Origin of the sequence: Microbacterium sp. SL75, assembly GCF_026625865.1 — a bacterium.
GTDB lineage: Bacteria > Actinomycetota > Actinomycetes > Actinomycetales > Microbacteriaceae > Microbacterium.
Genome location: NZ_CP113067.1, coordinates 1,192,355 through 1,217,313, shown reverse-complemented (window position 1 = coordinate 1,217,313; position 24,959 = coordinate 1,192,355). Strand labels below are relative to the sequence as shown.

Sequence of the window (24,959 nt, the reverse complement as noted above, 5' to 3'; positions counted from 1 at the left end):
GGTGGCGATGGACGACAGCGAGCCGGCGGAACTGGCAGAGGCGTTCGCGGGCGGGCGGCGCGGTTCGCGAGGGCAGCAGAAAGCTCTTCCGCTGACGGGACCCAGCGAGGAAGCTAGCGGCATGACCCAGCCCCTCCGCTACGCCATCAACGTCACCCTCGACGGCTGCGTCCATCACGAGGCGGGCCTCCCACCCGACGACGAGTCGATGGCGTTCTGGACCGACGAGCTGCGCCGCTCCGACACCCTCCTCTACGGCCGTGTCACCTACGAGCTGATGGAGGGCGCGTGGCGCCGACCGGAATCGGGGGAGTGGCCCGACTGGATGGACGACAGTGAGGTCGCGTTCTCGGAGGTGATGGATCCGATGCGGAAGGTCGTGGCATCCGGGATTCTCGACGCAGTCGACTGGAACGCCGAACTCATCCGGGGCGACGTCGTAGACGCCGTCCGAAGGCTCAAGGAGCAACCGGGGCGAGGCATCTCGCTCGGTGGAGTGAAGCTCCCCGCGACTCTCGCGGCGCACGGGCTGATCGATGAGTACACGTTCGTCGTGCACCCGGTCATTGCGGGGCGCGGGCCTCGGCTGCTCGACGGCGTCGACTTGAGGCTCGAGCTGATCGAGCAGCGAGCGTTCCGCTCGGGCGCGAGCGTGCAGCGCTATCGGCCGGTGTAATACGGAAGGGCCCCGCGCGATCGAATCGCGCGAGGCCCCAGAAGCAGGACGGCTTACGCCTGCAGGAACGGGTAGTCCGTGTAGCCGCGCTCGTCGCCGCCGTAGACCGAGGCCTGGTCGACCTCGTTCTCGTCGGCGCCCTGCTCCCAGCGCGTCACGAGGTCGGGGTTGGCGATGGCGGGGCGGCCGACGGCGACCAGGTCGGCGATTCCGTCTTCGACGACCGAGACGGCCTCGTCGCGCGTGGTGACGCTCGAGAAGCCGCTGTTGACGATGACCGTGCCGCCGAAGGTGCGGCGGAGGTCCTGGATCAGGTCGCCGGCGGGGTCGGCGTGCAGCACGCTCAGGTAGGCGAGGCCCAGGGGAGCGAGGCCCGACACGAGCGCTTCGTAGGTGGCGCGGGTTTCGGCGTCGTCCTTCTCCCACACGTCCTGGATGTTGTGCGCGGGCGAGATCCGGATGCCGACGCGCGTGGCACCGACCTCGGCCACGACGGCCTGGGCGACCTCGATGACGAAGCGGGCGCGGGCCTCGGGCGATCCGCCGTAGGCATCGGTGCGCTGGTTCGAGGCGGGAGAGAGGAACTCGTGCAGGAGGTATCCGTTGGCGCTGTGCAGCTCGACGCCGTCGAAGCCGGCATCCACGGCCTTGCGGGCGGCGGCGACGAACTCGTCGCGCACGGTGGTGAGCTCGGCGGTCTCGAGCGCGTGCGGGGTGGCGTAGGCGACCTTCGTGCCGTCGGCCAGACGCGTGTCACCCTCAATCGCGATCGCCGAGGGGGCGACGATGCGGTCGGTGCCGGTGATCTCGGGGTGCGTGACGCGTCCGCCGTTCATGAGCTGCATGAAGACGGTGCCGCCCTCGGCGTGCACGGCGTCGGCGACCTTGGCCCAGCCCGCGGCCTGAGCATCGGTCACGATGCCCGGCTGACCCGGGTACGCGCGCGACTCGTCGCTCGGGAAGACACCCTCGGTGACCAGCAGGCCGATGCCGGCGCGCTGCGCGTAGTACTTCGCGACGATGGGCCCGGGAACGCCGTCGGCGCCGGCGCGCAGGCGGGTCATCGGGGCGAGCGAGACGCGGTTGCGAACGCCGATGTCTCCGACGGTGGTGGGGCTGAACAGGCTCATGGGTGTCCTTTCGTGGGGGAACAGAACCGAGTCCCCCAACCCGATGACCTCGACGGGCATTCCAGGAACGCACGAATTCTCAGGCGTGCCAGAGAAAACCTCAGCCCGCATACCCCCGCACGCTCGCCGCCCCATCCGAGCGCGGGTCGCTGCCGGCGTCCAGGCCACCGTCTGCCGCCACGATGACGAGGTTGGCGTGGCCGACGAGCTCGTCGGCATCCGGAGTCTCGATGAGGTGCAGGTGCGTCGCCTCGAGTGATGCGCGGGCCGGTGCGGACAGGTTGCCCTCGACGTAGACGTCAGAGGGGCGGTCGCCGTCGCGCTGCGGGCCCACGATCGCGCGCGGCGCCGACACCGCCTCTTGCGCGGTCGCTCCGGCCATCGCCCGCAGCAGCGTCTGGGCGTGGATCTGCGGCTGGCCCTGGCCGCCCATCGTCGCCGAGACGAAGCGCAAGCCCGTCGCGTCGTCGACCATCACCGGCATGAGGGTGTGGAGCGGGCGCTTTCCGGGTGCGAGGGCGTTCGGCGACGAGGGGTCGAGCGAGAAGCCGGTGCCGCGGTTGTGCAGGAGGATGCCCGTCGACGGCTCCACCACCGCGGCTCCGAACGCGTGGTAGACGCTCTGGATGAGCGAGACCGACCACCCCGACGAGTCCGACACCGCGATGCCGACCGTGTCGCCGCGGGGGCGGCGGAAGCCGGGCAGCACGGGCTCGTCGCCGCGCGCGGAGGCGTCGCCGTCGAGCAGCTCGCCGACGTCTCCCGAGGTGACCCGCGGGTCGGCGAGCAGCTCGTCGCGCACGAGGTTGGCCGCGAAGAAGCGCTCCATCATGCGCCCGAAGTCCGCGCCGAGGGGGTCGGCGATGCCGTGCCGTTCGAGCTCGCGCAGCACGCGCAGCAACACGAAACCGTGCGTGTTGGGCGGGCTCGTCAGCACGCGGTACGAGCCGAACGCGGTGGTCAGCGGTTCGACGACCTCGGGGTGGAAGAGGAGCAGGTCGGCCGCCCCGATGCGCGAGCCGAGACGCGCGAGGCCGTCGACGAAACCGGCGGTGAGCTCGCCGTCGTACAGGGCCGCGGCGCCTCCGTCGCGGATCGCCTCGAGGGTGCGGGCGAGCACGGGCTGCACGAGGGCATCGCCCTGCGCGGGCAGGCCCTCGGCGAGGAACGTGTCGCGGAATCCCGCGTCGAACCCGATCGCGGCCTCTTCTTCGCGGAAGGCGGCGGCGAGCGAGCGCGACACCGGCACGCCCTCGCGCGCTGCCACCACGGCATCCGTGAAGATCTCGCCCCACTCGAGACGACCGCCCATGCGCCGCAGCACGTCCCACCCGCGGATCGCCCCCGGCACCGTCACCGTGTCGATGCCCCGGTACGGCAAGACCTCTCCGTGCGCTGCGCGCATGGCGTCGCGATCGACGGTGGATGCCGCGGGGCCCGAGGCATTCACGCAGCGCGTGCGCCCCGAGGGGTCGCGGACCAGGGCGATCAGGTCGCCGCCGATGCTGACGTTGTGCGGGTAGACGACGCTGAGCGTGGCCGCGGCCGCGAGGGCGGCGTCGATCGCGTTGCCGCCGCCGGCGAACGCCTGCTCGGCGGAGCGGGTGGCGTCGGCGTGTGGGGTGGCGATGGCGCCGGTCAGGGGCGTGCGAGACATGGGTGTTCCTCGATCGATCGTGCGGGGGCGGTGCAGGGGGAGGGCGTCACAGGATCTTCGAGAGGAACGCCTGCGTGCGCGGGTGTTCGGGCGAGCCGAACAGCTGGCTGGGCGGGGCGACCTCGATGATCGCTCCGGCATCCATCACCACGACCCGATCGGCGACCTCGCGCGCGAAGCCCATCTCGTGCGTGACGACCACCATGGTCATGTGGTCGGCGGCGAGCTCGCGCATGACGTCGAGCACCTCGCCGATCATCTCGGGGTCGAGGGCGCTGGTCGGCTCGTCGAACAGCATCAGTCGCGGCTTCATCGCGAGAGCCCGGGCGATCGCGACGCGCTGCTGCTGACCGCCCGACAGCTTGCTCGGGCGGGCATCGGCCTTGTCGCCCAATCCCACGCGTTCGAGCAGCGCCTGCGCCTGCGCCACGGCCTCGCCCTTGGCGACACCGCGGACGCGCACGGGGGCGTGCCAGATGTTCTCGAGCGCCGTCATGTGCGGGAAGAGGTTGAAGTGCTGGAAGACGAACCCGATCTCCTGCCGCTGCTGCCGGAGGGCCGACTTCGTGGCGGGCACGCGTCGACCGTTCGGCGCGATCCGGTAGCCCATCGGCTGGCCCGCGACGATCAGGTCGCCGTCGTCGATGCTCTCGAGGCTGTTCATCGTGCGCAGGAACGTCGTCTTGCCGGCGCCCGAGGGGCCGACGAGCACGACGACCTCGCCCGGCTGCACGTCCAACGAGACGTTGTCGAGCACCCGGCGTCCGCCGAGTTCGCGAGAGACGTTCTTCGCGCTGACGAGGGGATCGGTCATTTCAGGACTCCCGAGTCGGAGAGGGCGGTGACGGGAGTGAGGGGCGCCGACCGACGCCCCCCGAACAGTCGCTGCCACGGAGACGCCGTGGTCACGATGCCGACCCGGGCGTTGAGCTTCTTCTCGATCGCGCTCTGGATGATCGTCCAGATCGTGGTGAGGGCGAGGTAGTAGATCGCGACGACGGCGAAGATCTCGAAGGTGCGGAAGGTCGCGGCGCTGATGCTCTGGGTGACCAGGAACATCTCCGAGACGCCGATGACGCTCAAGATCGACGTGCTCTTCATGAGCCCGTTGAACGAGTTGCCCAGCGGGGGAACCATCAGCCGCAGCGACTGGGGCAGGATGATCCACCGCATCGCCGATATCCCCGACATGCCTAGCGCCTGCGCCGCCTCGGTCTGACCGACCGGCACCGAGTCGAGGCCGGCGCGGATGATCTCGGAGATGTACGCGCTCTCGTTCATGATCAGCCCGACGATCGCGGCCTGGATGGCGGCCTTGATCAGGATGCCGCCTAGATCGACGTCGCTGAAGCGGAAGACGTTCGCCGCGGCGAACCCCGTGTAAATGATCACGAGCTGCACGAGCAGCGGGGTGCCGCGGATCAACCAGATGTAGAGGCTCGCGATCACGCGCAGCGGCGCGAACGTCGAGCGCCGCATCATCGCGATCACGAGACCGACGACGAGCGCGCCGGCCATCGCGAGCACCGAGATGAGCACCGTCAGCGCGAGCCCCTGCAGGAAGGGCGCGCCCGGGGTGAGCAGGTTCTTCCAGAAGAAGCCCCAGTCGAAGTTCACCGTCAGTTACTTCCGTTGTACGCGAGGGCCTCTTGCCCCCACGTGCGGAGGATGTTCTCGTAGTCGCCCGTCGAGACGAGGTCGTCGAAGGCCTTCTGGATGGCCTCGTGCAGCGCGGTGTTGTCCTTGAGGGTGGCCGCGCCGATGTCGATCGCGTCGGTCGGGTCGCCCACCATCTCGATGCCCGCGGTGCCCTGCTTCTGGTAGTAGCCGATCAGCTCGGCCGCGTCGAGGTACGCGTCGAGCTGTCCGCTGACCAGCTGCTGGAAGCCCACCGTGGCCTGGTTGTTCGTGCTGATGTCGAGGGGCTTCTTGCCCTCGGAGGTGCAGGTCGTCGACTGCTTCTCGGCGAGATCCTGAGCGGTGGTTCCGACGGTCACCATGACCTTCTTGCCGCAGAGCGAGTCGTCGAGGCCGGTGATGCCGGCATCCGCTCCCTGCTTCACCGCGACGCCGGTGGCGGAGGTGAGGTACGGCACGAAGTCGACGACCTCTTTGCGCTCGGGCTTGATGTAGAGCGAGGCCATGATGACGTCGCACTGCTTGGCCTGCAGGCTCGGGATGAGCGCCGAGAAGTCGACCGTGACGAAGTCGGGCGTGAGGCCGAGGCGACCGGCGACCGCTTTGGCCAGGTCGATCTCGCTGCCGACGAGGTTGCCCGACTCGTCGGTGCTGATGTTCGGGGGCGAGCCCAGGTTGGTGGTGCAGATCGACAGTTTGCCGGCCGACCGCAGGGCGGTGGGAGCGACGGTCGTGATAGCGGATGCCGTGTCTGCTGCCGGCGCCGGGCTCGAGGAGCACGCGGCCAGGCCGAGGGCGGCGATACCGGCGACCGCGGCGACTGCGGCGATGCGAGTGGTGGTGTGCATGGAAATCTCCGTCGATGCTCGATGCTCCGCCACCTCGGGAGTGACGTGCGGAGCAGGCTATCAAGTGATAGGTAATGCGTCTATCAATTGATAGAGGGCGCGTGTTGCGCCCGCATTTCGCGACGGTGTCACCCCCGAGAAAAGTCGGGGGAAAGGGGCGGGGACTACTGCGAGAAAGAGACCGCGCCCTCGAGGCGCGATTGGGTCGCAGAACGCACGTCCTCGAGACGGAAAGGATCGACGAGCACCGCGCGCAGGATGAAATCCGACACCTGAAGGGGGCGGTGGGCGACCGGCGCCGACGCATTCGTCTCGCGCTCGCGCATACCCTCGAATTGCAGGCCGGTGATCGCGCGCTGGACGAACTCGGCATCCATCGCCATGAACTCGCCCGCCGTCATGCCGTGCTCGACGAGGGCGCGCACCTCGTCGTGGAAGCGCGAGATCTCGCCGCGCTGGGTCTCGAATTCCGGCTCGGTGAAGATCGCATCGCTGTAATACCCCCGCGCGTCGTACGGCAGCGTCAGATAGTCGTGCGAACTGATCGTGAGGAAGTAGTGGAACCGCTCCGCCCACGACGCGTCGAGGTCGCGAGCTTCTTGCAACCGACCGAAGGTCTGCGCGAGGTCGGCGTCGACCAGCTCGGCGAGAATGACGTGCTTCGCAGAGAAGTGGTAGAACAACGACGGCTGCCGGATGCCGACGGCATCGGCGATCTCTCGCGTCGTGGTGCCGTGATACCCGTGACGGCCGAACAGGCGGGCCGCGTGCACGAGAATCTGCTGCCGCGTTCCCCCCTCTTCCATGCGGCGATTCTATCGGCCGCTAGGTCGGAGCCCCGGACCGGGGCGTTACCGGGGGCCGACATGTCCCTCTTATCGGCGATCCGGTCTCTGCCGCGTCGTCATACGCTGGGGTCCCAGCCACCCACCGGAGGACCCGCGATGACCGAGAACCCCCTCGCCCACCGGCTCGACTACACGCTCGCCGAGCTGGATGACGACGCCCTCTCGGCCTCACCTTTCGAGCTGCTGCAGCAGTGGCTGACGGATGCCACGGACCAGCCCGAGCCGAACGCGATGGTCGTGTCGACGGTGGATGCCGAGGGCCGGCCCACCTCGCGCACGGTTCTGCTGCGCGGGATCGACGACGACGGGGCGCTCGTCTTCTTCACCAACCGGCAGTCACGGAAGGGCCGCGCGCTCGCCGGGAACCCGGCGGTGTCGATCCTGTTCCCCTGGTACGCGCTGCAGCGACAGGTCATCGTGCTTGGTACGGCCACGCCGATGCCGCCGGAGCGCGACGACGCGTACTTCGCGTCGCGGCCGCGCGGCTCGCAACTGTCGGCGTGGGCGAGCCATCAGTCGGAGCCCGTGGCATCCCGAGCCGCTCTCGAAGAGCACATGGCCGAGGTCACCGCCCGGTTCGCCGACGATGAGGTCGTGCCGCGGCCACCGCACTGGGGCGGATACCGGGTCGAGCCGCGCGAGATCGAGTTCTGGCAGGGCCGGCGGTCGCGACTGCACGATCGGGTCGTGTTCACGCGGGATGACGACGGGTGGGTGGGGTCGCGGCGGCAGCCGTGACGCGTGGGGGCGCCCGCCCTGTACACGCGCCAAGACTCGCGCGCAGCCGGGTTGTGCGGTCGCGGATCGAGAGCGACAGTGAGGCATGAGCACACGACAGAGCCCCCGGTGAGCGACGACAGACGCCGCGAGGTCGGCGAATCCGACGAGGTCGTCGAGGACGAGCTGGCCGAATCGTTCGACGCCACCGTCTCCGAGGGCGCGGAACGTCTGCAGAGACCCTGGCGCATCGTGCTGATCACCGGGTTCTTCGGCGGGCTCGAGGTGGGCCTCGGCGTCGCCGCGTACCTCGCGGTGCTGCACCAGACGGGCGATCACCTGTTGGCCGGCGTGGCGTTCAGCATCGGGCTCATCGCCCTGCTCCTCGCGCACAGTGAGCTGTTCACCGAGAACTTCCTCATGCCCATCGCCGCGCTGGTCGCCCGCGAGGGAACGATCGGTCACCTCGCTCGGCTTTGGGGCGGCACCCTCGTGGCGAACCTCGTCGGCGGGTGGGTCTTCATGTGGCTGCTGACCACCGCGTTCCCGCAGTGGAACGACACCCTCGCCGAATCCGCGCTCCACTACGTCGAGGCTCCGTTCGGGCTGCAGAGCATCGTGCTGGCCGTCCTGGGCGGCAGCACCATCACGCTCATGACGCGGATGCAGCAGGGCACCGACTCCGAACCCGCCAAGATCGTCGCCACCGTCATCGGGGGGTTCCTCCTCGCCGGGCTGCAGCTGTTCCACTCGATCCTGGATTCGCTGCTCATCTTCGGGGCGATCCAATCCGGGGCCGACATCACCTACCTGCAGTGGCTGGGGTGGTTCGGGTACACCCTGCTGTTCAACGTGCTCGGCGGAATGCTGCTGGTCACGGCACTGCGCCTCCTGCGGACGAAGGAGCTGTTCCAGCAGCGCAGGCCCGACTGAGCCCTCGCGCGCAAGGGGTACGGCCGAAAACGGCGTCGGGCACCTCGCCCCGTAGATTCGATCCATCCCGCGCACGCGGGTCGCGACGCGAATCATCGGGGGTAGGGCCAGATCATGGCGAAGAAGAACACCGACGCGCATCAGCTCGACGACAAGGCGTTCGTCCAGGCGACGTCCGAGGCGAAGTCGCGATACGGACGGTTCAATCTCGCGATCGTCGGCGCTTCGGGCGTGGGCAAGTCGTCGCTGGTCAACGCGGTGTTCGGGCGCGACTGGGCGAAGGTCGGGCGCGGCTTGCCGGTCACGCGCGGCGTGCACTTCTACAGCGACGACTCGCTCGGTATCTGGGACGTCGAGGGGTTCGAGATCGGCTCGCCCGTTCCGCCGGATCAGCAGCTGCGCACCCACCTCGACGCGATCGCCGCCCACCCCGGCGACCACCAGATCTCGGTCGTCTGGTATTGCGTGCGGGCCGCCGACGATCGGCTGACCCCGGCCGACATCGCGATGATCCGCGAGCTCGACGCGCGGGGGCTGCCGGTGATCCTGGTGTTGACGAAGGTCGACTGGATCAAGAACCCCCTCACCGGGCACCAGGGCATCGCGAAAGATCTGGAGGCGTTCGTCGAGTGGCTCAACGACCCCGTCGACCCGAACACCGGTGAACGACTGCGCATCCCCTACCGGCAGGTCGTCCTCACCTCGACCCGCGACAAGAACGGGAAGGGCAAGGGGCACGGCCTCGGTGACCTTGTCACGCAGACCCTCGAGCTCGCCCCCGAGCGCGACAAGGACGCGTTTCGCATCGCACAGCGACTCAACCTCCCGTGGAAGAGGGAGATGGCGCGGCCGATCATCGCCGCGGCGGCCGCGGCCGCAGCGGGGGCTGCGACCGTTCCGCTTCCTGTCTCGGATGCTGTCACGCTGGCGCCGATCCAGCTGACGATGATGGGCCGGATCGCCGCGATCTACGACCTCGAGGTCAAGACGATGCTCTCGGCCGGCGCGCTCGCGCAGTTCGGTGTGCAGGTGGCGGGGCGGGCGCTCGCGACGAGCTTCCTCAAGCTGATCCCGGGCGCCGGGATCGTCGTGAACGCGGCGGTCGCGGGGGCGCTGACGGCGGCGACCGGCGAGAGCTGGCTGAAGATCTGCGAACTGCTGCACACCGGCAAGATCGACGTGCGCAAGCTCGACCAGGAGTGGGCGAAGTATGCACCCAGCTTCATGGACGTCGCACGCAAGCTCGTGGAGCGGCGCGTCACGAAGAGGGGCTGAGCCACACCTTCCGCACGCTCCAGTCCGCGTCCCACGCGACGAGGTCGGCGCGCATTCCCGGCTCGAGGAGCCCGCGCGCGGGGTCGCCCAGCGCCGCCGTGGGAACGGCCGTCGCCGCTCCCACGGCATCCGACGCGGCAAGACCCAGGTCGACGATGGCCGCGCGCACCGCGCGATCTAGCGTCAGCGTCGACCCCGCGATCGTGACGCCGTCGTCGAGCAACGCGCGGCCGTCCGCGACGTGAACGTCGAGCTCGCCCAGGCGGTACGCGCCATCGGCGTGGGCGGCGGCGGCCATGGCATCCGTGATCAGGGCCACCCGGCGCGGCGCCGAGGTCAGCAGCATGCGGGCGACCGCGGGGTGAACGTGCACGCCGTCGAGGATGAGCTCGAGGGTGACGCGGTCGTCCTCGAGAGCGGCCGGCACCGGACCCGGCAGCCGGTGGCCGATCGCGGGCATCGCATTGAGCGCGTGGGTGAGCAGGGTGGCGCCACGCGCGATCGCCTCGCGCGTGAGGGCGTAATCGGCCTCGGTGTGGCCGATCGCGACGCGGATGCCGCGGGCGGTGAGCTCCGTGATCGCGTCGAGAGCTCCGGGGAGTTCGGGCGCGAGGGTGACCTGCCGGATGAGGCCGGGCTCGGCATCGCGCACGAGGTCGAGGACGGGTCCGTCGGGGAGAGCGAGCGCGCCGGGGTCGTGCGCCCCGCGCCGGGCGGGTGAGAGGCAGGGGCCCTCGAGATGCACGCCCAGAATCGCGGGATCGGTCCGTCGTGCGACGGCGACGTGAGTGAGCTGCCGACGCAGGACGTCGAGCGGAGACGAGACCAGGCTCACGAGGGTCGCCGTCGTACCGTGGCGGCGGTGCGCGGCGACCCCGGCGGTGATGGCATCCGTTCCGTCGTCGAAGGCGTGCCCGCCGCCGCCGTGCACGTGCAGGTCGATCAGGCCGGGGGTCAGGGTCGCCCCGCCCAGGTCGATGCGCTCGGACGCCCTCGGAGCGAGCCCCGTGCCCACCTCGGCGATCAGACCGCTGCGCACCCGCACCCAGGCGTCGGGCAGGTCGCGCCGCGCGTCGACCACCCGGGCGCCCGTGAGCAGAAGGTCGGCGGTCATGCCGAGGCGATCTCGCGGTGGTCCCAGGCGAAGCGGTAGTAGTCGCGGTGCTCGAGCTGCGAGGCGGCCGCCTCATCGACGATGACCACGGCCCGCCGGTGCAGCTGGATCGCGGATGCCGGGCACGACGAGGTCAGCGGCCCTTCGACCGCCGCGGCGACGGCGGGGGCCTTCGACTCGCCGAACGCGAGCAGGACGAGCACTCCCGCGTCGAGGATCGTGCCGATGCCCTGGGTGAGGCAGTGCGTGGGCACGTCGTCGATGCTGTCGAAGAACCGTGCGTTGTCGGCGCGGGTCGCGGGCGTCAGCGCCTTCAGGCGCGTACGCGAGGCGAGCGACGAGCCCGGCTCGTTGAACCCGATGTGCCCGGTGCGGCCGATGCCCAGGATCTGCAGGTCGATGCCGCCGGCCGCGGCGATCGCGGCCTCGTACCGCTCGCCGGCCTCGGCCAGCGGACCCCCGTCGTCGCCCGGAACGCGCACGAGCGACGGGTCGAGTCCGAGGCGGCCGACGATGTCGCGATCGACCACGGCGCGGTAGCTCTCGGGGTGTCCGGCGGGCAGGCCCACGTACTCGTCGAGGGCGAAACCCCGCACGGCCGAGAGGTCGAGGGAGCGCTCCGCCAGGGCCGCCCACACCGGCAGGGGTGTCGAGCCGGTCGCGAGTCCCAGCGTCGGGTCGCTGCGGCGATTCAGCGCGGCGACGATGAGGTCGGCGGCGATGCGGCCGGCATCCGCCTGATTCTGCACGATCGCGATCTCGGTCACGAGCGGGCCTCCGTTCGAGGGGTGGTCGGCTCAGCCAGGATGACAGGTGCGGTCCACGAGCGGGTGACCTCGGGTCGCTGCGCGGCCTCGAAGGCCAGCATCGCGGCCCCGATGCGGCCGGCGTGCGTGCCCAGGGCCGCGGTCGTCAACCGGGGGGCTTCTCGCCACGCGAGCGCCGCGGTCAGCCGTTCGCGCAGGGGCTCGATGAACGCGTCCCCGGCCTGCGCGACGCCACCGCCGAGGACGATCACCTCGGGGTCGACGAGCAGGGTGAGGGTCGCGAGCCCCGTGGCCAGGGCGTCGAGCCCCTCCGACCAGACGCGGGCGGCGACGGGATCCGTGTCGACGCGGGCGATGATCGACGCGGCATCCGGAGTCTCTCCGTCGAGCAGCGGGGCGCTCGCCGCGTACCGCCGGGCCAGGCCGGCGCCCGAGAAGTACACCTCGAGGCAGCCGCGCTGACCGCACGCGCAGAGCTCGCCGCCGGGCACCACCGGGATGTGACCGAGCTCGCCGGCCCCGGAGATGGCCCCCTCGACGGCCCGTCCGTCGGAGGTGAGGGATGCCGCGACCCCGGTGCCGATCGCCGCGAAGACGACGTTGCGCGAACCGGCGGCGGCGCCGTAGGCCCGTTCGGCCGCACCGGCCGCCCGCACATCGTGGTCGACGGCGACGGGGAGCCCGGTGGCATCCGACAGGAGCCCGGCGAGGGGGACGTCGGTCCATCCGAGCGTCGAGGCGTAACGGACGGTGCCGGTGGCGCTGTCGATGAGACCAGGGCTGACGACACCCGCCCCCACGACCGAGCGGCCCAGGCTCTCGGCTCCCGCGATGAGATCGTTGAGGAGCTCAGCGATGCGCGTGACCGTCTCGGCTCCCGAGCCGCCGGTCGCGACGCGGGAGCTCTGCAGCACGTGCCCGTCGATGTCGACGAGGGCGCCCTTGGCGGAGGTGCCGCCGATGTCGACCGCGATCACGGCCGGGTGCGACGCGAGGGTGTTCGCTGTCACGGCGAGGACCGTCTCGCGGATCGCGGACTCGTCGGTGACGAGGTGCCCGCGATCGGACTCGACCTGCGCGCGCAGGTGCACCTCGCGGGCGCCGGTGCGCTCGAGGAGCGCCGCCACGTTGTGGGCCCGGACCGAACCGCCGACGAGCACCGCCGGCATCCGGGTGCCCTCCGACCGCGCGCGGAGCCCGGCGAGCACGTCGGCTCCCTCGCGGGCCGTGGCCTTGCCGCCCGAGGTGAGCACGCGGACGACGCCGTGGTGGGCGAGGGTGTCGTAAGCGTCGAACAGGTCGGCGGTGTCGTCGAAAGCCTTGTGGAAGGTGATCGGCACCTCGCCAGCCGCCGCGCGGATCGCATCGAGAGCCTGTTCATCGACGTGCCCGTCGGCGGTGAGTGCTCCGAAGACGATGCCCACGGGCACGCTGCTGGTCCGAGCGAGGACGGCGATGGCGCGCGCGTCCGTCTGCATCACGCGCAGCTCGTCGGCGGAGTACACGAAATCTCCGCCGCGTGAGCGGACCATGACCTGCACGCCCACGCGCTGCACCGAGGCGAGGACCGACTCGATCATCCCGAAGCTGGGGGTGGTGCCCCCCTCGAGAAGGTCTGCGCACAGCTCGACGCGATCGGCGCCCGCCCGCTCGGCGGCGAGCACCCCTGCGAGGTCGTCGACGCAGATCTCCACGAGGGCGCGGGCGCGCGTGGAGGACTTCTCGGCGAGGGATGCCGGGTCTGCGGCGGTCGTCACGGTGCGGCGCTCGCTGCCGAGGCGTCGAGCCACTCCCGCACGTCGCGACCCACCTCGATCGAGCCGATCGGGACCCCGCCGCCGAGGATCGGCAGCTCGACGAGGTCGCCCGCGCCCGAGATGTCGGCGCCCAGGGCTTCGAGGACGGTGAGGGCGACGAGCGTCGTCGCGCGGGGGTTGCCGTCGAGGATCTTCATCGACACCGCAGCCCCGTCGGCCGTCGCCATGCCGATCACCCCCTCGGCGCCGCCCTTCGACAGCAGCCCCGGTACGCGCAGCATGGCGTCGGTGTTGGCGTGGTGGTCGCCGCCGACGAAGCGGGGGTACGACCGCATGGCATCCGCCACTCTCCGCTCCGGCGTGCCGGGGGCGCCCGTCACGAGGGCGCGGAAGATGCGGGCGATGCCGAGGGGCGAGACGCTGAACAGGGGCGCCCCGCACCCGTCGACGGCTTCGTGCGCCACCGTCTCGCCCGAGAGGCGCTCGAGCGTCGACCGCACGAGCTGCTGCAGGGGGTGCGAGGGGTCGAGATAGGTCGCGGTGTCCCACCCGTTGACCGCGCACGCGAGGAGCATCGCGGCGTGCTTGCCGGAGCAGTTCATGCGCACGCGTGAGCGCTGCTCGCCGTCGCGGATGAGGCGTTCGCGCGTGGGCTCGTCTTCGGGCCAGTCGACCGGGCACGCGAGGGCGCTCTCGTCGAGGCCCGCACGGGTCAGCAGGTCGCGAACGACGTCGACGTGCACGTCTTCGCCGGTGTGGCTGCCCGCGGCGATAGCGAGATCGGCGCCGTCGATGTCCGCACCGGCGAGCAGGCAGGTGAGGGCCTGCACGGGCTTGACCGTGGAGCGGGGCAGGATCTGCTCACCGCTTCCGGTCTGCCAGGCCACCGATCCGTCGGCCGCCAGGGCCGCGATCGACCCGAGGTGGCGGCTCTCGACGACACCCGAACGGATGACGACGGCGAGGTCGGCCAGCGGGGAGGGGACGGGGGGAAGGGACGTCATGGGTGGTTCTTTCGATGCCGGGGCGGAAGGGCGGGTCAGCGGTCGACGGGGGCGTTCGGGGTGGTGAGACCGGCCGGAGCGACCTTCGCGGGGGTCGCGAGGCTGCGGCGGCCCGGTCGCTTCTGCAGGCGGGCGGCGAGACCCGAGAGGCCGCCGTTGAGCGCGAGGAAGATCACGGTCACGACCACGAAGGTCTGGATGAGCAGGCCGTTGAAGCTCGACAGCACCTGGCCGCGGTACAGCAGTTCGGTGAACGCGACGATGTAGCCCAGCGAGGTGTCCTTCAAAAGGCTGACCAGCTGCACCACGAGCGAAGGCGCGACGAAGCGCAGGGCCTGCGGAAGGACCACCTTGCGGTCGACCTGCCAGCGGGTCATGCCGAGGCTGAGACCGGCTTCGGCCTGCCCGCGGGGGAGGGCGAGGACGCCCGCACGGATGATCTCGGCGAAGGCTGCGGCATTGGCGATCGTGAGCGGGATGACGAGCTTCCACAGCACCGGGAAGTTCAGGCCGAGCTGGGGAAGGCCGAACAGCATGAGGTAGATCAGCAGCAGCACGGGGACCGTACGGGCGATCTCGATGTAGGCGGTGCAGAGCCAGCTGATCCAGCGGACGCGGCTGAGGCGCCCGAGCGCGAGCAGCAGGCCGAGCACGAAGCCGAACACGGCGGTCAGGGCAGCGGCCTGCAGCGTGCCGAGCAGACCGACGCCGAGGTATTCCCAGATCGCGATGTCGAGGAACGGCAGCCAGCGGTCGCTGTCGAGCTGGCCCTTCGACGCGAACTGCACGAGGGCGAGGGTGATCAGACCCAGGATGACGACGGCGCTGACGACCGACCAGATGAGGATGCGTCGGCGGGTGCGGGGCCCCGGCTCGTCGTAGAGCGAAAGGGTGGAGTTCATCGGCGGATCCTCAGCTTCTTCTCGAGGCGGCCGGCGGTGAGGCCGATCGCCAGCGCGAGCACCATGTAGATGAGCCCCGCCGCGGTGAAGATCAGGATGGGCTGAGCCTCGACGAGGTTGAGCTTGTTGGCCGCGCTCGTCAGCTCGACGACGCCCACCGCGGCGGCCAGGGCGGTGTTCATGGTGAGGGCGATCATGACGTTGCCGATCGGTTGGATCGCGGCCCGCAAGGACTGGGGGATGACGAGCACGCGCAGCGTCTGACCGAGCGAGAAGCCCAGCGCCCGGCTGGCCTCGATCTCGCCCCGGCTCACGGTGTTCACTCCGCTTCGCACGGCCTCGGCGACATACGCCGCTTCGTAGAGAGTGAGCACGATGATGGCCGTTGGGGTCAGGGGCAGGAGGAATCCGGCATCCGGCAAGGCGAAGACCGCCAGCACCAGTAGCACCAGAAGCGGCACGTTGACGAAGAACTGCACGTAGGCGAAGGCGGCCCAGCGCAGCACCGGCACGGGGCTGATGCGCGCGGCGGTGACGAGCGTGCCCAGCACGATCGACCCGATGCCGGCCGAGACGGCGAGCAGGATCGTCGTTCCGAGCGCTTGCGCGGTCGGTCCGGCGCTCGAGGCGAAGAAGTCCATGGGGTCCTCAGGAGAGCGGGAGGGAAGAGGGAGACCGGCGCCCGTCATGTGCGGAACGGGCGCCGGTCGGTCGGTGGCTCAGGAGCCGGGAACGCTGCCGATCGCGGGGGGAGTCGGAGCGCTCGTCTCGACGGCCGAGCCCAGGGTGGCGTCCCAGATCTTGGCCCAGGAGCCGTCGTCCTGGATCTTCTTCAGCCAGTCGTTGATGAACGACTTGAACTGCGCGTCGTCCTTCTTCAGGCCGATGCCGTACGCCTCGCTGGTGAAGGGCTGGCCGACGACCTTGATGCTCTTGTCGTCGATGGCGTGGCTCGCGAGCAGGGTGAAGTCCTGCACGTACGCGTCGCCGCGGCCCTGGGTCAGGGCCTGGAGGGCCTGCGGGTCGGTGGCGAAGCTCACGATGGTCGCGGTGGGCTGCTTCTCGGGCACGGCCGTGACGGCCGGGGTGTTCGCGCCGACGATGACGGTCTTGCCGCCCAGGTCGTCGATGCCGTTGATGTCGGTGTTGTCGCTGCGGACGGCGACGGCCAGACCCGACTCGAGGTACGGGCCCGCGAAGTCGACCTGCTCGGCGCGCTTCTCGGTGATCGTGTACGTGTTGAAGACGACGTCGACGGTGCCGTTGGCGAGGAGGGCCTCACGCGTCTCGGATGCCGGCGGCACGATCTCGACGTTGGGCTCGCCCAGGATGTAGATGGCCAGCATCTTCGCGAGGTCGGCGTCGAAGCCCTGGACGTCTTCGGGGTTGGTGGGGTCCTGCTGCGACAGCAGGGGAGCGTCGAGGGCCTCCGCGACGATGAGCTTGCCGCGCGCCTTGATCTTGGCCATCGTCGAGTCCGGGATGAGGGCCGCGGCGTCGGCGACGGGGGCGTTGGCGTAGACCTCTTCGAGGCTGCTGGCCTTGGCCGAGGCGCTGGGGTCGGACCCGGGGACGGCCGCGGTGCCGGACGAGCACGCGGCGAGAGACGCGACCGTGGCCGCGGACGCCAAGAGGACGAGGCCTCGGCGAAGGATCGAGCGAGAGGAGATCACGGGTACTGCCTTTCGGTTGCTGGTGCGTGCGGAGCGAGCCGCGTCGGGGGCGGGGAGGATGTCAGTGGGCGAGGATCTTCGACAGGAACGCCCGCGCGCGGTCGCTCTCGGCGCGGGTGAAGAAGCGCTCGGGGGTGGTGTCTTCGACGATGCGGCCGTCGTCCATGAAGATGACGCGGTCGGCGGCACGCCGGGCGAAACCCATCTCGTGCGTGACGACGACCATCGTCATTCCTTCTTCGGCGAGCGAGGTGATCACGTCGAGCACCTCGCTGACCATCTCGGGGTCGAGGGCCGAGGTCGGCTCGTCGAACAGCATGAGCTTGGGCTTCATCGCCAGCGCGCGGGCGATCGCGGCGCGCTGCTGCTGACCGCCGCTGAGCTCGCCGGGAAAGCGGTCGGCCTTGTCGGCGATGCCCACGCGGTCGAGCAGGGCGAGACCCTCTTCGCGTGCCTTCTTCAGCGGCACCTTCGACACGATGCGCGGGGCCAGGGCGACGTTGTCGAGCACCGTGCGGTGCGCGAACAGGTTGAACGACTGGAAGACCATGCCCACCTCGGCGCGAAGGTCGGCGAGACCGCGGCCTTCGCTCGGCAGGGGCACGCCGTCGATCGTGATGGTGCCCGAAGTGATGGTCTCGAGACGGTTGAGGCACCGGCAGAGGGTCGACTTGCCCGAGCCCGACGGGCCGACGATCACGACGACTTCGCCGCGGGCGACGTCGAGATCGATGTCCTTGAGCACGTGGTGGTCACCGAAGTGCTTCTGCACCTCGCGGACCGCCACGAGGGGCGCCGCCGCCGGGGCGGAGGGTGATGCGGGCGTCGACACGGGCGCAGATCCTTCCCGCGGACTCGCCGCGATGTCGGGTACAGCCGACGCGGGAGGAGATTTCCGCGTCGTTGGTGAAATCAAACTAACAACGCCATGTTACAGAGATAATTCGAGACAGATACTCCAAGTTTGGACTAAGCTGGAGGGGTGCAGTCTCAATCCGTCGCCCTGCCGTCCTTCAGCTCGCAGACCCTCGCGGTGCTGACGCCGCTGCGCACGGGCGCCGCACGATCGCGCGCCGAGCTCGCCGCGCACACGGGGCTGTCGCCCTCGACCGTCACGGCACGCGTAGATCCGCTGATCGCGTCCGGTGTCATCGTCGAAGACGGCACCGACGATTCGCGAGGCGGTCGCCGACCCCGCCGTCTCGCCATCCGCGGCGACCTCGGCACGGTCTCCAGCATCGATCTCGGAGTCGAGCGCAGCACGGTCGGGCTCGTCGACTACGCCGGCACCCCCCTCGCCCATCGCCACCTCGTGCTGGATCTGGTGGAGGGCCCGGATGCCGTGCTCCGCCGCGTCGCGAGAGAACTCGACGCTCTGGCCGAGGCGAATGGCGCTCCTACGGTGACGGGTGCAGCGATCGCGCTGCCCGGACCGGTGTCGGCGGAGACCGGCCGGCTCGTCGCGCCGTCGCGTATGCCCGGCTGGCACGACGTCGACGTCGCCGCCCTTCTCTCCGAGGTCCTCGGAGTGCCCGCCCTCGCCAGCAACGATGCAAATTGCATGGCGGTCGGCGAGCTCGTCGGTGGCGACCCCGAGGCGCTCAACCAGGTGTTCATCAAGGCCGGGTCGGGCATCGGGTCGGGGGTCGTCGCAGGCGGACAGCTCTACACGGGTCGGAGTGGGGCGGCCGGTGACATCAGCCACGTGACCGTGCCCGGCGCCGCGCCCGTTCCCTGCTCGTGCGGGCGTGTCGGCTGCCTGGATGCCGTGGCGAGCGGATCGGCTCTCACCCGCGCGGCGCAGGAGGCCGGACGCGACGTCTCGGATGTCGAGACCGTGATCGATCTGGCCCGTAACGGTGACGCTCTCGCCACCGGCCTGTTGCGCGAGGCCGGCAGTATGACCGGCGGAGTCCTCGCCACGATCGTCAACTTCTTCACCCCCGACCGCCTCGTCGTCGGCGGCTCGCTGAGCGCGTCAGACGTCTTCATAGCCGCGATCAAATCCAAGCTCTGGGCCGACTGCCTGCCGATGGCGACGGAGAACCTCGAGGTCGCCGTGCCGCGTCACGCGCGCACGGGCGGCATCCTCGGCGCGGCGCGGCTGTTTCTCGACGCGGTGTTCGGGACCGAGGCTGCACGCTCGTCGTTGCGGGTCTCGGCCCGCTCCTAGCCCGCGAGGGCCGCGTCTCCGTCGTCGCAGCGTCAGCTCGCCGGAACCACGTCCCAGTGCTCGCGGATCAACCCGCCGTCGACTCGGAACAGATCGGAAGCCAGCAGCCGGTCGTCGGGCTTCGCCCCAACGGCTTGCGAGAACGTCCAGACGATGTCGCCGTCCGATAGCGAGATGACCGACTGCTGCGCCGGGAACTGCACCCCGCTCGAGAAGAACTGCTTCAGTGCGGCGGTGCCGTTCGGGGCGACCGAGTTGTGTTGCAGATAGGCGGGGTCGAACGCGCGATCGAGGATCGATACGTCTTTGTCGCGGAACAGCGTGTCATACGCCGAGACGGCGAAGAGACGGTTCTTTTCTTCCTGCTGCTCGGTCGGGGGCGCGGTGGGCCGCGACGGGCGGTACAGGTCGCTGAACATCGTGTTCGTGTTGCCGCTGGCCGGGGTGCCGGTGGGAATCGCCTGGTCGAGCGACCAGTGCTCGACGATCTTGCCGTCCCGGAGGCGGAACAGGTCGACGGCCGCGTCGCCGCGGCGCTCGTCGCTCGGGTCGGGGGCGATCTGCCAGTGCACCGCGACCAGGTCTCCATCGGAAGCGAGGTGCTTGATCACGGCCTGCGCGCCGGGAATGCGGTCCCGGTCGGCCGCGAACTGGGTGAGGAGACCCTCGGGGCCCGAGGCTGATCCGCTGCCGTGGGTCACGGCATCCGGAGCCACGAGCTGACCCGCGATCGCCCGAGCGAACGGGCTGTCGGGGTCGGTGAACGTCGTGGCGAAGAGCGTGCGGATGAGGCACGCATTGACCTCCTCGGCGCCGACGTCCTGTCGGTCGACGGCCGTCGCCGTGGACGCTCCGGTCGGCGAAGCATCGGCGGGCGCGGCCACGACGAGAACGCCGACGAGGGCTGCCCCGGCGACCAGGGCGGTCGCGCGGGTGATTCCGGGGGTGAAGGGGGACATGACTTTCTCCTACACAGTGCGGATCGATGTGTCACCGTTGCGTCGACTCGTGGTCCTCTCGGCGACGGTGACCGGTGGAGACGCGAGCACGCGGTCGGCGGCTCGGCGCGCAGCGGCAGGATCGCAAGATTTCGCCACGCGCACACCTACGCACCTGATCGTCAGGTACTGACCCCGAGGTTGGATTCGTGGCGACGGCGGTCGACGCTGGGCGGATTCATCAGCACCGCCGGCCGCTCAGACGTTGCGCCGCTCGCGGTCGGAGGCCACCCGGTTGGCCGCACGACTGCCCAGGATCCCGCCCACGACGAGTCCCGCGATGATGACCAGCGCCGTCAGGGCCGGATCGGCGTCCGCAAGAGCCGGGGCCACCACCGGCAGAACCGCGACACCGACGGCCGCGAGGGCGAACACGGCATAGGGCAGCAGCGCGGCGCGGTGCCCGGCCCTCCACGCGGCGTCGCTCTGCTGGATGGCGGGAAGCCGGATGCCGACTCCCCAGCCCCTCGGGATGACCCCGCGCCCGCACAGGGCGAGGATCGGGATGAACGCGAGACCGACGACGGCGAGGACGATCGCCCCTGTGCTCATGGTGGCAGGATACGCCCGACATACACTCGCCGTCGTACGCTCCACATCATGTCCTCGTCAGATCGCGCCCCGCGGCTTCCACGTGTGTTCCGGGAACGCCGGGGCCTGCTGGTGGCGATCGTGGTGCTCGTCATCGCGGTCGTCGCGGGGGCGAGTCTCACCAGCGCCAACGATCACGCGGTGCGCGATTCCGTCGCTCCCGTCGAGTGGCGCGGGGCCTTGGACGGATCCGCGCCCGGGAGCGAGATGCGGATCCGGCTGCAGCGCGACGGTACGGCGGAGGTCATCGATGCCCCTCGCGGAGACGTGACGCGTCAGGACCGCGACGAGGCGCGGCAGAACCGCAACGGCCGCCGGCACCTCTGCTTCGCGCCCGCGGGGACGGGCGTCTACACCGGGCCCGCCACCTGGGAGGTCGTCGGCGAGTGGGGGATCCGGGTGCAGTTCGACGATTCGTCGCTCATCCTGCGCGCGGGCAAGGGCGGCTCCGTGCTGCGCGACCCCGACTGGAACAGCCCGCGCATGCCTGAGTGCGGTGAGAACGGCAAGAGCTGGCGGTTCACGCGCCTCGACTGAGCACGGCGGGCCGTGCCGAGGAAGCCGAGCGCGGTCAGCCCTTCGGGACCTCGATCTTCACGGGTTCGCCCCACCCCGTGAACTGCTGCATCGTGGTGGTCTCGATGCCGCCGAACGATCCCGTCTCTTGGATGGCGACGACGCGGTGCCCCTCGCCGAGCCACACGGTCATGTCTTTCACGTCGACCCCGGATGCCGAGAAGGAGCCGTTCGCGTGCACCCGCCACGCGCGCACCTCGGTGCCGTCGGGCAGTGAGACGGTGTCCTGATCGGGTTGCACCGTCCAGCCGGGAGCGGCCGCGAGCAGCGCTGCGGCGGCCGAGGGATCGGCGAACGCCCGGTACGTCTCACCGATCGTGGCGGCGATGACCGCGCGGTAGTCGCTGCTGGTGGCGTCGGCGCGCACCCACGCGCCGTCGAAGCTCACCCACGCCTCGTCGGAGGTGAGCACCAAGTCGTGCGTGCCGTCGGAGCCGGTGACCGATCCCGAGGTCGCGGGTGCGTCGCCGAAGACGAAGTCGGCTTCGCCCGTCAGATCGGCCGACTGCAGGTGCAGGTGGCCGCTGCCCGCGGCGCGCGAGTATGCGATCACGCACGCCGAGAGAGCATCGCCGGTGACCGTCGCGTCGGCGATGAGATCGACGTCGTCGCACTCGCGCGGAGACGAGACCGCGGGAACGCCGGCCGGTGTCTGCGATGCGATCGCGGTGGGGGTGGGGGAGTCAGCGGTTCCGGGTTCGCCGGTCGGCGCGCAGGCAGCGAGCAGCAGAAGGCCGACCGAGGCGAGAGTGAGCCCGAGGGCCGTCGTCGACGTTCGTCTCATGGCATCCACTTTAGGAAGACAGCGGCCGGGCGGACCACCGCACGGCCCACCCCGCCCCGGGCCGTGAAACGCTGGATCCGAAGGAGGGATCGACCATGACCGACCCCACACCCGCCGACCGGCTGCGCGCGGCCCTCGAGCACTCCGACGCCTCGGCCCGGCTGCAGGCCGCGCTCGCCGCGGGAACGCGACCCGATGATCGCTACGTCGACGTGCTCGTGGCGCGGTGCGCGGTCGAATCCGACTTCTTCGTGCGTGACATGCTGACGTGGGCGCTCACGCGCCACGACCCCGCGCGCACCGTGCCCGCCCTGCTCCCCGAGGTGGGGTCCGAGATCCCCCAGGCGCGGAGCCAGGCCCTGCACACCCTGTCGAAGATCGGCGACCCGATCGCCTACACGGCGATCACGCCGGCGGTGCTGCGCGACAGACACCCCGAGGTGGCCCGGGCGGCCTGGCGGACGGCATCCGGTCTCGTTCCCGACGATCAGCGCGAAAGCCTCGCCGACGAGCTGTCGACGCAGTTCGGCCGGGGCGACCACGACACGCAGCGGAGCCTCAGCCGGGCGTTCGCCGCGATCGGCTGGCGCGCCGAGCCCACCGTCGAACGCGCGGCGGCCTCGCCGTACGACGTCGTCAGCGCGCACGCGCGGGCCACCGTGATCATCATGGACGACCCGGATGCCGACTTCGCCGCCGCCGCGGTCGAGGCGCGGCGCCTCGTGGCCCAGCGCGCGCTGCCCGCGGAGGACTGAACTCGGCTCAGTGGTAGTGCGTGACCCAGGCCCACAGCGGGGGTCGACGGCGTCGCGCCGACGTCTCCCGCGCCTGTTTCACGGCGCGGAGCGCGGTGACCGGCTCGGCATCGGCGGTGACGGCGGCCACGGCGGTGGAGTCCGCCGAGACCGCGGCGACGGCCGGTGAATCCTCCGGCACGGGCCCGCTCCGCAGCTCGCGCGCGAGATCGGCCACCTCGCCGGCGGTCGGACGGCCCGCGGGATTCGGGTCGGTCATGGCCGTGAGCAGCACCTCCCAGCCGTAGCCGAAGCCCTGCGGCACCTCGGGGTCGTAGTCCAGGGGGCCGAGCACGAGCTCCTGCATCGCACCGCCGCTCAACGGACCCTCGGCCGTGAGCATCTCCTGCGCCAACAAGCCCAGGGCGTAGATGTCGGATGCCGGGGTCGCGGCCTCGCCATGCAGTCGCTCGGGCGGGAGGTATTCGGCATCCGGATGCGTCTGCGCGGGGGCGGGCCGGGCGCCGAGCACCTGGGTCACGCCGAAGTCCGCGAGGACGGCGGTGAAGGGGCGGGGCGCGGCGCGCTCGGGGCGCAACAGCACGTTCGAGGACTCGAGGTGCTGGTGGACGATACCGACCTCGTGGATCGCGGCGAGGCCCTCGGCCACATCTTGGAGCAGTCCCGCGGCGACGTCGGGAGCCAGCGCGCCGTGGTCGTCGAGATGCTGGCGCAGGGTCGGACCCGGGATGAGCTCCATGACCAGGTAGCCATGCCCCTCGCGCGTGAGGTGCGCGTCGTACAGCGTCACGAGCGACGGGTGATCGAGGGCGGTGAGGATGCGCGCGGCCGCGAGTCGCCGGCGGGGATGAGCGACCTCGTCGGGGTCGAGAGGAAAGACCTTCGCCGCCACATCGCGCGCGAGCACGTCGTCGCGCGCCCGGTACACGGTGCCCTCGCGGTCGGAGCCGAGGGGCTCGATCAGCCGGTAACGCCCCGCGAAGGCGCCCTCGAGCGACGGGAGCGTCGCGTCGGGGGTGCCCATCGGATCCTCGTCGAGAGGCCGGTCGCCGTGCGGGTGGAGCTCGGACAGGGTCGTCACACGAGGGGGTCGCCGTTGTCGCTGGTGCGACGGGTGGTGACGCTCTGGCCGCTGGCCGGGTCGACCGTGGAACGGGTCGTGGACTCGACCGAACGACGACGGAACATGAAGACCAGGCTGATCACGAAGACGACGACGCCCGCGGCCATCAGGATGTACCCGATGGTCTGAAGATTCGCCACGCCACCGAGGTCGAGGTTGACCGCGAAGGCCAGGATGGCACCGATCACGAAGAGTGCGATGCCGCTGCCGATACCCATGGGAAACTCCCTCGTTGCTGTGATTGTCTAGTGATCGCGACCGGTGACATGGACCTGTGCCGGTCGCGATCGCTCAAACGCTACTGAGTGAAAAGACTTTGCTGCGACCGATGGCGCGGCGCATTCTTGGGGTGCATAATGGACGACCTTCAGCGCAGGGCGAACGCTTTCGCGGCGCTCGGAGACCGCGGTCGTCTGCGGATCGTCGACCTTCTGGCGGTCGGAGACATGTCGTCGAGCGAGATCGCGGCCGCCCTCGGAATGAAGTCGAACCTCGTGGCCTTCCACACCAATGTGCTGCACGAACGGGGAATCGTGCGGCGGGTGCGCTCCGAATTCGACGGCCGCCGCACCTACCTGCAACTGATCCCCGACGCATTCTCGGCGCTCGCCGCCGACCCCACGTCGGTGGGCGGTCGCGTCGTCTTCGTCTGCACCGCCAATTCCGCCCGATCTCAGCTCGCCCAGGCGATCTGGGTGGACCACAGCGGCATTCCCGCCGCCTCCGCAGGAATGCACCCGGCCGATCGCGTGAATCCGGGAACGATCGACGCAGCGACCCGCCACGGCATTCCTTTGGACCCGGATGCCAGGCCCCGAGCGCTCGACCAGGTGGCGCGCCCCGGCGACTTCTTGATCAGCGTGTGCGACCAGGCGCACGAGCAGATGAAGGGCCGCGACGACGTGCACTGGTCGATCCGCGACCCCGCGAACAGCGGCAGCGTGGAGGCGTTCGACCGCACCGTCTCGGAGCTGCGTGCGCGGATCGCGCGGGTTGCGGCGCAGCTCGTCGCGGCGTGAG

General features: G+C 70.4%; 27 protein-coding genes. 8 read left to right on the top strand and 19 right to left on the bottom strand.

Features of this window, described 5'->3' with window-relative positions:
• Nucleotides 1-121 precede the first annotated feature (121 nt).
• Nucleotides 122-676: a dihydrofolate reductase family protein gene (locus OVA17_RS05580; protein WP_267788734.1), complete on the top strand. Its 555-nt coding sequence runs from the start codon at nt 122-124 to the stop codon at nt 674-676.
• 53 nt (nt 677-729) lie between these two features.
• Here OVA17_RS05580 and OVA17_RS05575 read toward each other — a convergent pair whose 3' ends face one another.
• The 6 genes from OVA17_RS05575 to OVA17_RS05550 all read right to left on the bottom strand — a co-directional run bounded on the left by OVA17_RS05575 (nt 730) and on the right by OVA17_RS05550 (nt 6,755).
• On the bottom strand, nt 730-1,806 hold the full coding sequence (locus tag OVA17_RS05575; protein WP_267788733.1) for an alkene reductase: 1,077 nt from the start codon (nt 1,804-1,806) through the stop codon (nt 730-732).
• 100 nt (nt 1,807-1,906) lie between these two features.
• Nucleotides 1,907-3,463 (bottom strand): gamma-glutamyltransferase family protein, encoded by a 1,557-nt coding sequence (locus tag OVA17_RS05570; protein WP_267788731.1) that lies wholly within the window; start codon nt 3,461-3,463, stop codon nt 1,907-1,909.
• A 46-nt stretch (nt 3,464-3,509) separates the two neighbouring features.
• Nucleotides 3,510-4,277: an amino acid ABC transporter ATP-binding protein gene (locus tag OVA17_RS05565; RefSeq protein WP_267788729.1), complete on the bottom strand. Its 768-nt coding sequence runs from the start codon at nt 4,275-4,277 to the stop codon at nt 3,510-3,512.
• Nucleotides 4,274-5,080, bottom strand: a complete 807-nt coding sequence (locus tag OVA17_RS05560; protein ID WP_267788727.1) for an amino acid ABC transporter permease — start codon at nt 5,078-5,080, stop codon at nt 4,274-4,276. The genes OVA17_RS05565 and OVA17_RS05560 overlap by 4 nt, the downstream gene beginning before the upstream one ends.
• A gap of 2 nt (nt 5,081-5,082) precedes the next feature.
• Complete coding sequence (locus OVA17_RS05555; RefSeq protein WP_267788725.1) at nt 5,083-5,949, bottom strand: ABC transporter substrate-binding protein; 867 nt, start codon at nt 5,947-5,949, stop codon at nt 5,083-5,085.
• Between the two features lie 164 nt (nt 5,950-6,113).
• A complete protein-coding gene (locus tag OVA17_RS05550; protein WP_267788723.1) occupies nt 6,114-6,755 on the bottom strand; it encodes a TetR/AcrR family transcriptional regulator in 642 nt (213 codons plus the stop codon).
• Nucleotides 6,756-6,893: 138 nt separating this feature from the next.
• Between OVA17_RS05550 and pdxH the strand changes: the two genes are divergently transcribed.
• The 3 genes from pdxH (at nt 6,894) to OVA17_RS05535 (ending at nt 9,722) form a co-directional block, all read left to right on the top strand.
• A complete protein-coding gene (pdxH, locus tag OVA17_RS05545; RefSeq protein ID WP_267788721.1) occupies nt 6,894-7,535 on the top strand; it encodes a pyridoxamine 5'-phosphate oxidase in 642 nt (213 codons plus the stop codon).
• Nucleotides 7,536-7,643: 108 nt separating this feature from the next.
• A complete protein-coding gene (locus tag OVA17_RS05540) occupies nt 7,644-8,447 on the top strand; it encodes a formate/nitrite transporter family protein (RefSeq protein WP_267788720.1) in 804 nt (267 codons plus the stop codon).
• 114 nt (nt 8,448-8,561) lie between these two features.
• Complete coding sequence (locus OVA17_RS05535) at nt 8,562-9,722, top strand: GTPase family protein (protein ID WP_267788719.1); 1,161 nt, start codon at nt 8,562-8,564, stop codon at nt 9,720-9,722.
• On the opposite strand, the gene nagA is transcribed toward OVA17_RS05535, so the two are convergent.
• From nagA to OVA17_RS05495, 8 genes are all read right to left on the bottom strand, one after another.
• Nucleotides 9,706-10,836 carry an N-acetylglucosamine-6-phosphate deacetylase gene (gene nagA, locus OVA17_RS05530; RefSeq protein WP_267788718.1) on the bottom strand — a complete coding sequence of 377 codons (1,131 nt, stop codon included), beginning with the start codon at nt 10,834-10,836 and terminating at the stop codon, nt 9,706-9,708. The two genes, OVA17_RS05535 and nagA, sit on opposite strands and share 17 nt — an antisense overlap.
• Entirely contained in the window at nt 10,833-11,603 is a 771-nt protein-coding gene (locus OVA17_RS05525) for a glucosamine-6-phosphate deaminase (RefSeq protein ID WP_267788717.1), read from the bottom strand. The genes nagA and OVA17_RS05525 overlap by 4 nt, the downstream gene beginning before the upstream one ends.
• Complete coding sequence (locus OVA17_RS05520) at nt 11,600-13,393, bottom strand: copper homeostasis protein CutC (protein ID WP_267788716.1); 1,794 nt, start codon at nt 13,391-13,393, stop codon at nt 11,600-11,602. The genes OVA17_RS05525 and OVA17_RS05520 overlap by 4 nt, the downstream gene beginning before the upstream one ends.
• On the bottom strand, nt 13,357-14,364 hold the full coding sequence (locus tag OVA17_RS05515; protein ID WP_267788714.1) for an asparaginase: 1,008 nt from the start codon (nt 14,362-14,364) through the stop codon (nt 13,357-13,359). Before OVA17_RS05515 ends, OVA17_RS05520 begins: the two co-directional genes overlap by 37 nt.
• A gap of 35 nt (nt 14,365-14,399) precedes the next feature.
• On the bottom strand, nt 14,400-15,266 hold the full coding sequence (locus tag OVA17_RS05510) for an amino acid ABC transporter permease (RefSeq protein ID WP_267788712.1): 867 nt from the start codon (nt 15,264-15,266) through the stop codon (nt 14,400-14,402).
• Entirely contained in the window at nt 15,263-15,907 is a 645-nt protein-coding gene (locus OVA17_RS05505) for an amino acid ABC transporter permease (RefSeq protein ID WP_267788711.1), read from the bottom strand. Before OVA17_RS05505 ends, OVA17_RS05510 begins: the two co-directional genes overlap by 4 nt.
• Before the next feature lie 78 nt (nt 15,908-15,985).
• Complete coding sequence (locus OVA17_RS05500; RefSeq protein ID WP_267788709.1) at nt 15,986-16,939, bottom strand: glutamate ABC transporter substrate-binding protein; 954 nt, start codon at nt 16,937-16,939, stop codon at nt 15,986-15,988.
• Between the two features lie 61 nt (nt 16,940-17,000).
• Entirely contained in the window at nt 17,001-17,771 is a 771-nt protein-coding gene (locus OVA17_RS05495) for an amino acid ABC transporter ATP-binding protein (protein ID WP_210075409.1), read from the bottom strand.
• Nucleotides 17,772-17,921: 150 nt separating this feature from the next.
• Here OVA17_RS05495 and OVA17_RS05490 point away from each other — a divergent pair, with 150 nt between their 5' ends.
• On the top strand, nt 17,922-19,112 hold the full coding sequence (locus OVA17_RS05490) for an ROK family transcriptional regulator (protein ID WP_267788708.1): 1,191 nt from the start codon (nt 17,922-17,924) through the stop codon (nt 19,110-19,112).
• 32 nt (nt 19,113-19,144) lie between these two features.
• Here the strand turns inward: OVA17_RS05490 and OVA17_RS05485 are convergent, their stop codons facing one another.
• Both OVA17_RS05485 and OVA17_RS05480 read right to left on the bottom strand, forming a co-directional pair.
• The gene (locus OVA17_RS05485; protein WP_267788706.1) at nt 19,145-20,071 is read right to left on the bottom strand and encodes a nuclear transport factor 2 family protein; all 927 of its coding nucleotides are present in this window, start codon (nt 20,069-20,071) and stop codon (nt 19,145-19,147) included.
• A gap of 237 nt (nt 20,072-20,308) precedes the next feature.
• Nucleotides 20,309-20,662: an SdpI family protein gene (locus OVA17_RS05480; protein ID WP_267788704.1), complete on the bottom strand. Its 354-nt coding sequence runs from the start codon at nt 20,660-20,662 to the stop codon at nt 20,309-20,311.
• A gap of 48 nt (nt 20,663-20,710) precedes the next feature.
• Here OVA17_RS05480 and OVA17_RS05475 point away from each other — a divergent pair, with 48 nt between their 5' ends.
• Complete coding sequence (locus OVA17_RS05475) at nt 20,711-21,238, top strand: hypothetical protein (protein WP_267788702.1); 528 nt, start codon at nt 20,711-20,713, stop codon at nt 21,236-21,238.
• A gap of 34 nt (nt 21,239-21,272) precedes the next feature.
• Here OVA17_RS05475 and OVA17_RS05470 read toward each other — a convergent pair whose 3' ends face one another.
• Nucleotides 21,273-22,061: a hypothetical protein gene (locus OVA17_RS05470; RefSeq protein ID WP_267788700.1), complete on the bottom strand. Its 789-nt coding sequence runs from the start codon at nt 22,059-22,061 to the stop codon at nt 21,273-21,275.
• 95 nt (nt 22,062-22,156) lie between these two features.
• Between OVA17_RS05470 and OVA17_RS05465 the strand changes: the two genes are divergently transcribed.
• Nucleotides 22,157-22,816, top strand: coding sequence for a HEAT repeat domain-containing protein (locus OVA17_RS05465; protein ID WP_267788699.1), 660 nt, complete (start codon nt 22,157-22,159; stop codon nt 22,814-22,816).
• A 7-nt stretch (nt 22,817-22,823) separates the two neighbouring features.
• Here OVA17_RS05465 and OVA17_RS05460 read toward each other — a convergent pair whose 3' ends face one another.
• Both OVA17_RS05460 and OVA17_RS05455 read right to left on the bottom strand, forming a co-directional pair.
• A complete protein-coding gene (locus OVA17_RS05460; protein ID WP_267788697.1) occupies nt 22,824-23,840 on the bottom strand; it encodes a serine/threonine-protein kinase in 1,017 nt (338 codons plus the stop codon).
• A 53-nt stretch (nt 23,841-23,893) separates the two neighbouring features.
• Nucleotides 23,894-24,157, bottom strand: a complete 264-nt coding sequence (locus tag OVA17_RS05455) for a DUF6458 family protein (RefSeq protein WP_141377955.1) — start codon at nt 24,155-24,157, stop codon at nt 23,894-23,896.
• Nucleotides 24,158-24,295: 138 nt separating this feature from the next.
• On the opposite strand from OVA17_RS05455, the gene OVA17_RS05450 reads away from it, so the two are divergent.
• On the top strand, nt 24,296-24,958 hold the full coding sequence (locus tag OVA17_RS05450; RefSeq protein ID WP_267788695.1) for an ArsR family transcriptional regulator: 663 nt from the start codon (nt 24,296-24,298) through the stop codon (nt 24,956-24,958).
• The last annotated feature ends 1 nt before the right edge of the window (nt 24,959 follow it).

Coding starts and splice junctions, on each gene's coding strand:
- pdxH (WP_267788721.1), top strand. CDS start 6,894: ATGACCGAGAACCCCCTCGCCCACCGGCTCGACTACACGCTCGCCGAG.
- OVA17_RS05555 (WP_267788725.1), bottom strand. CDS start 5,949: ATGCACACCACCACTCGCATCGCCGCAGTCGCCGCGGTCGCCGGTATC.
- OVA17_RS05565 (WP_267788729.1), bottom strand. CDS start 4,277: ATGACCGATCCCCTCGTCAGCGCGAAGAACGTCTCTCGCGAACTCGGC.
- OVA17_RS05450 (WP_267788695.1), top strand. CDS start 24,296: ATGGACGACCTTCAGCGCAGGGCGAACGCTTTCGCGGCGCTCGGAGAC.
- OVA17_RS05580 (WP_267788734.1), top strand. CDS start 122: ATGACCCAGCCCCTCCGCTACGCCATCAACGTCACCCTCGACGGCTGC.
- OVA17_RS05535 (WP_267788719.1), top strand. CDS start 8,562: ATGGCGAAGAAGAACACCGACGCGCATCAGCTCGACGACAAGGCGTTC.
- OVA17_RS05510 (WP_267788712.1), bottom strand. CDS start 15,266: ATGAACTCCACCCTTTCGCTCTACGACGAGCCGGGGCCCCGCACCCGC.
- OVA17_RS05515 (WP_267788714.1), bottom strand. CDS start 14,364: ATGACGTCCCTTCCCCCCGTCCCCTCCCCGCTGGCCGACCTCGCCGTC.
- OVA17_RS05505 (WP_267788711.1), bottom strand. CDS start 15,907: ATGGACTTCTTCGCCTCGAGCGCCGGACCGACCGCGCAAGCGCTCGGA.
- OVA17_RS05485 (WP_267788706.1), bottom strand. CDS start 20,071: ATGTCCCCCTTCACCCCCGGAATCACCCGCGCGACCGCCCTGGTCGCC.
- OVA17_RS05465 (WP_267788699.1), top strand. CDS start 22,157: ATGACCGACCCCACACCCGCCGACCGGCTGCGCGCGGCCCTCGAGCAC.
- OVA17_RS05455 (WP_141377955.1), bottom strand. CDS start 24,157: ATGGGTATCGGCAGCGGCATCGCACTCTTCGTGATCGGTGCCATCCTG.
- OVA17_RS05470 (WP_267788700.1), bottom strand. CDS start 22,061: ATGAGACGAACGTCGACGACGGCCCTCGGGCTCACTCTCGCCTCGGTC.
- OVA17_RS05550 (WP_267788723.1), bottom strand. CDS start 6,755: ATGGAAGAGGGGGGAACGCGGCAGCAGATTCTCGTGCACGCGGCCCGC.
- nagA (WP_267788718.1), bottom strand. CDS start 10,836: ATGACCGCCGACCTTCTGCTCACGGGCGCCCGGGTGGTCGACGCGCGG.
- OVA17_RS05575 (WP_267788733.1), bottom strand. CDS start 1,806: ATGAGCCTGTTCAGCCCCACCACCGTCGGAGACATCGGCGTTCGCAAC.
- OVA17_RS05480 (WP_267788704.1), bottom strand. CDS start 20,662: ATGAGCACAGGGGCGATCGTCCTCGCCGTCGTCGGTCTCGCGTTCATC.
- OVA17_RS05475 (WP_267788702.1), top strand. CDS start 20,711: ATGTCCTCGTCAGATCGCGCCCCGCGGCTTCCACGTGTGTTCCGGGAA.
- OVA17_RS05570 (WP_267788731.1), bottom strand. CDS start 3,463: ATGTCTCGCACGCCCCTGACCGGCGCCATCGCCACCCCACACGCCGAC.
- OVA17_RS05460 (WP_267788697.1), bottom strand. CDS start 23,840: ATGGGCACCCCCGACGCGACGCTCCCGTCGCTCGAGGGCGCCTTCGCG.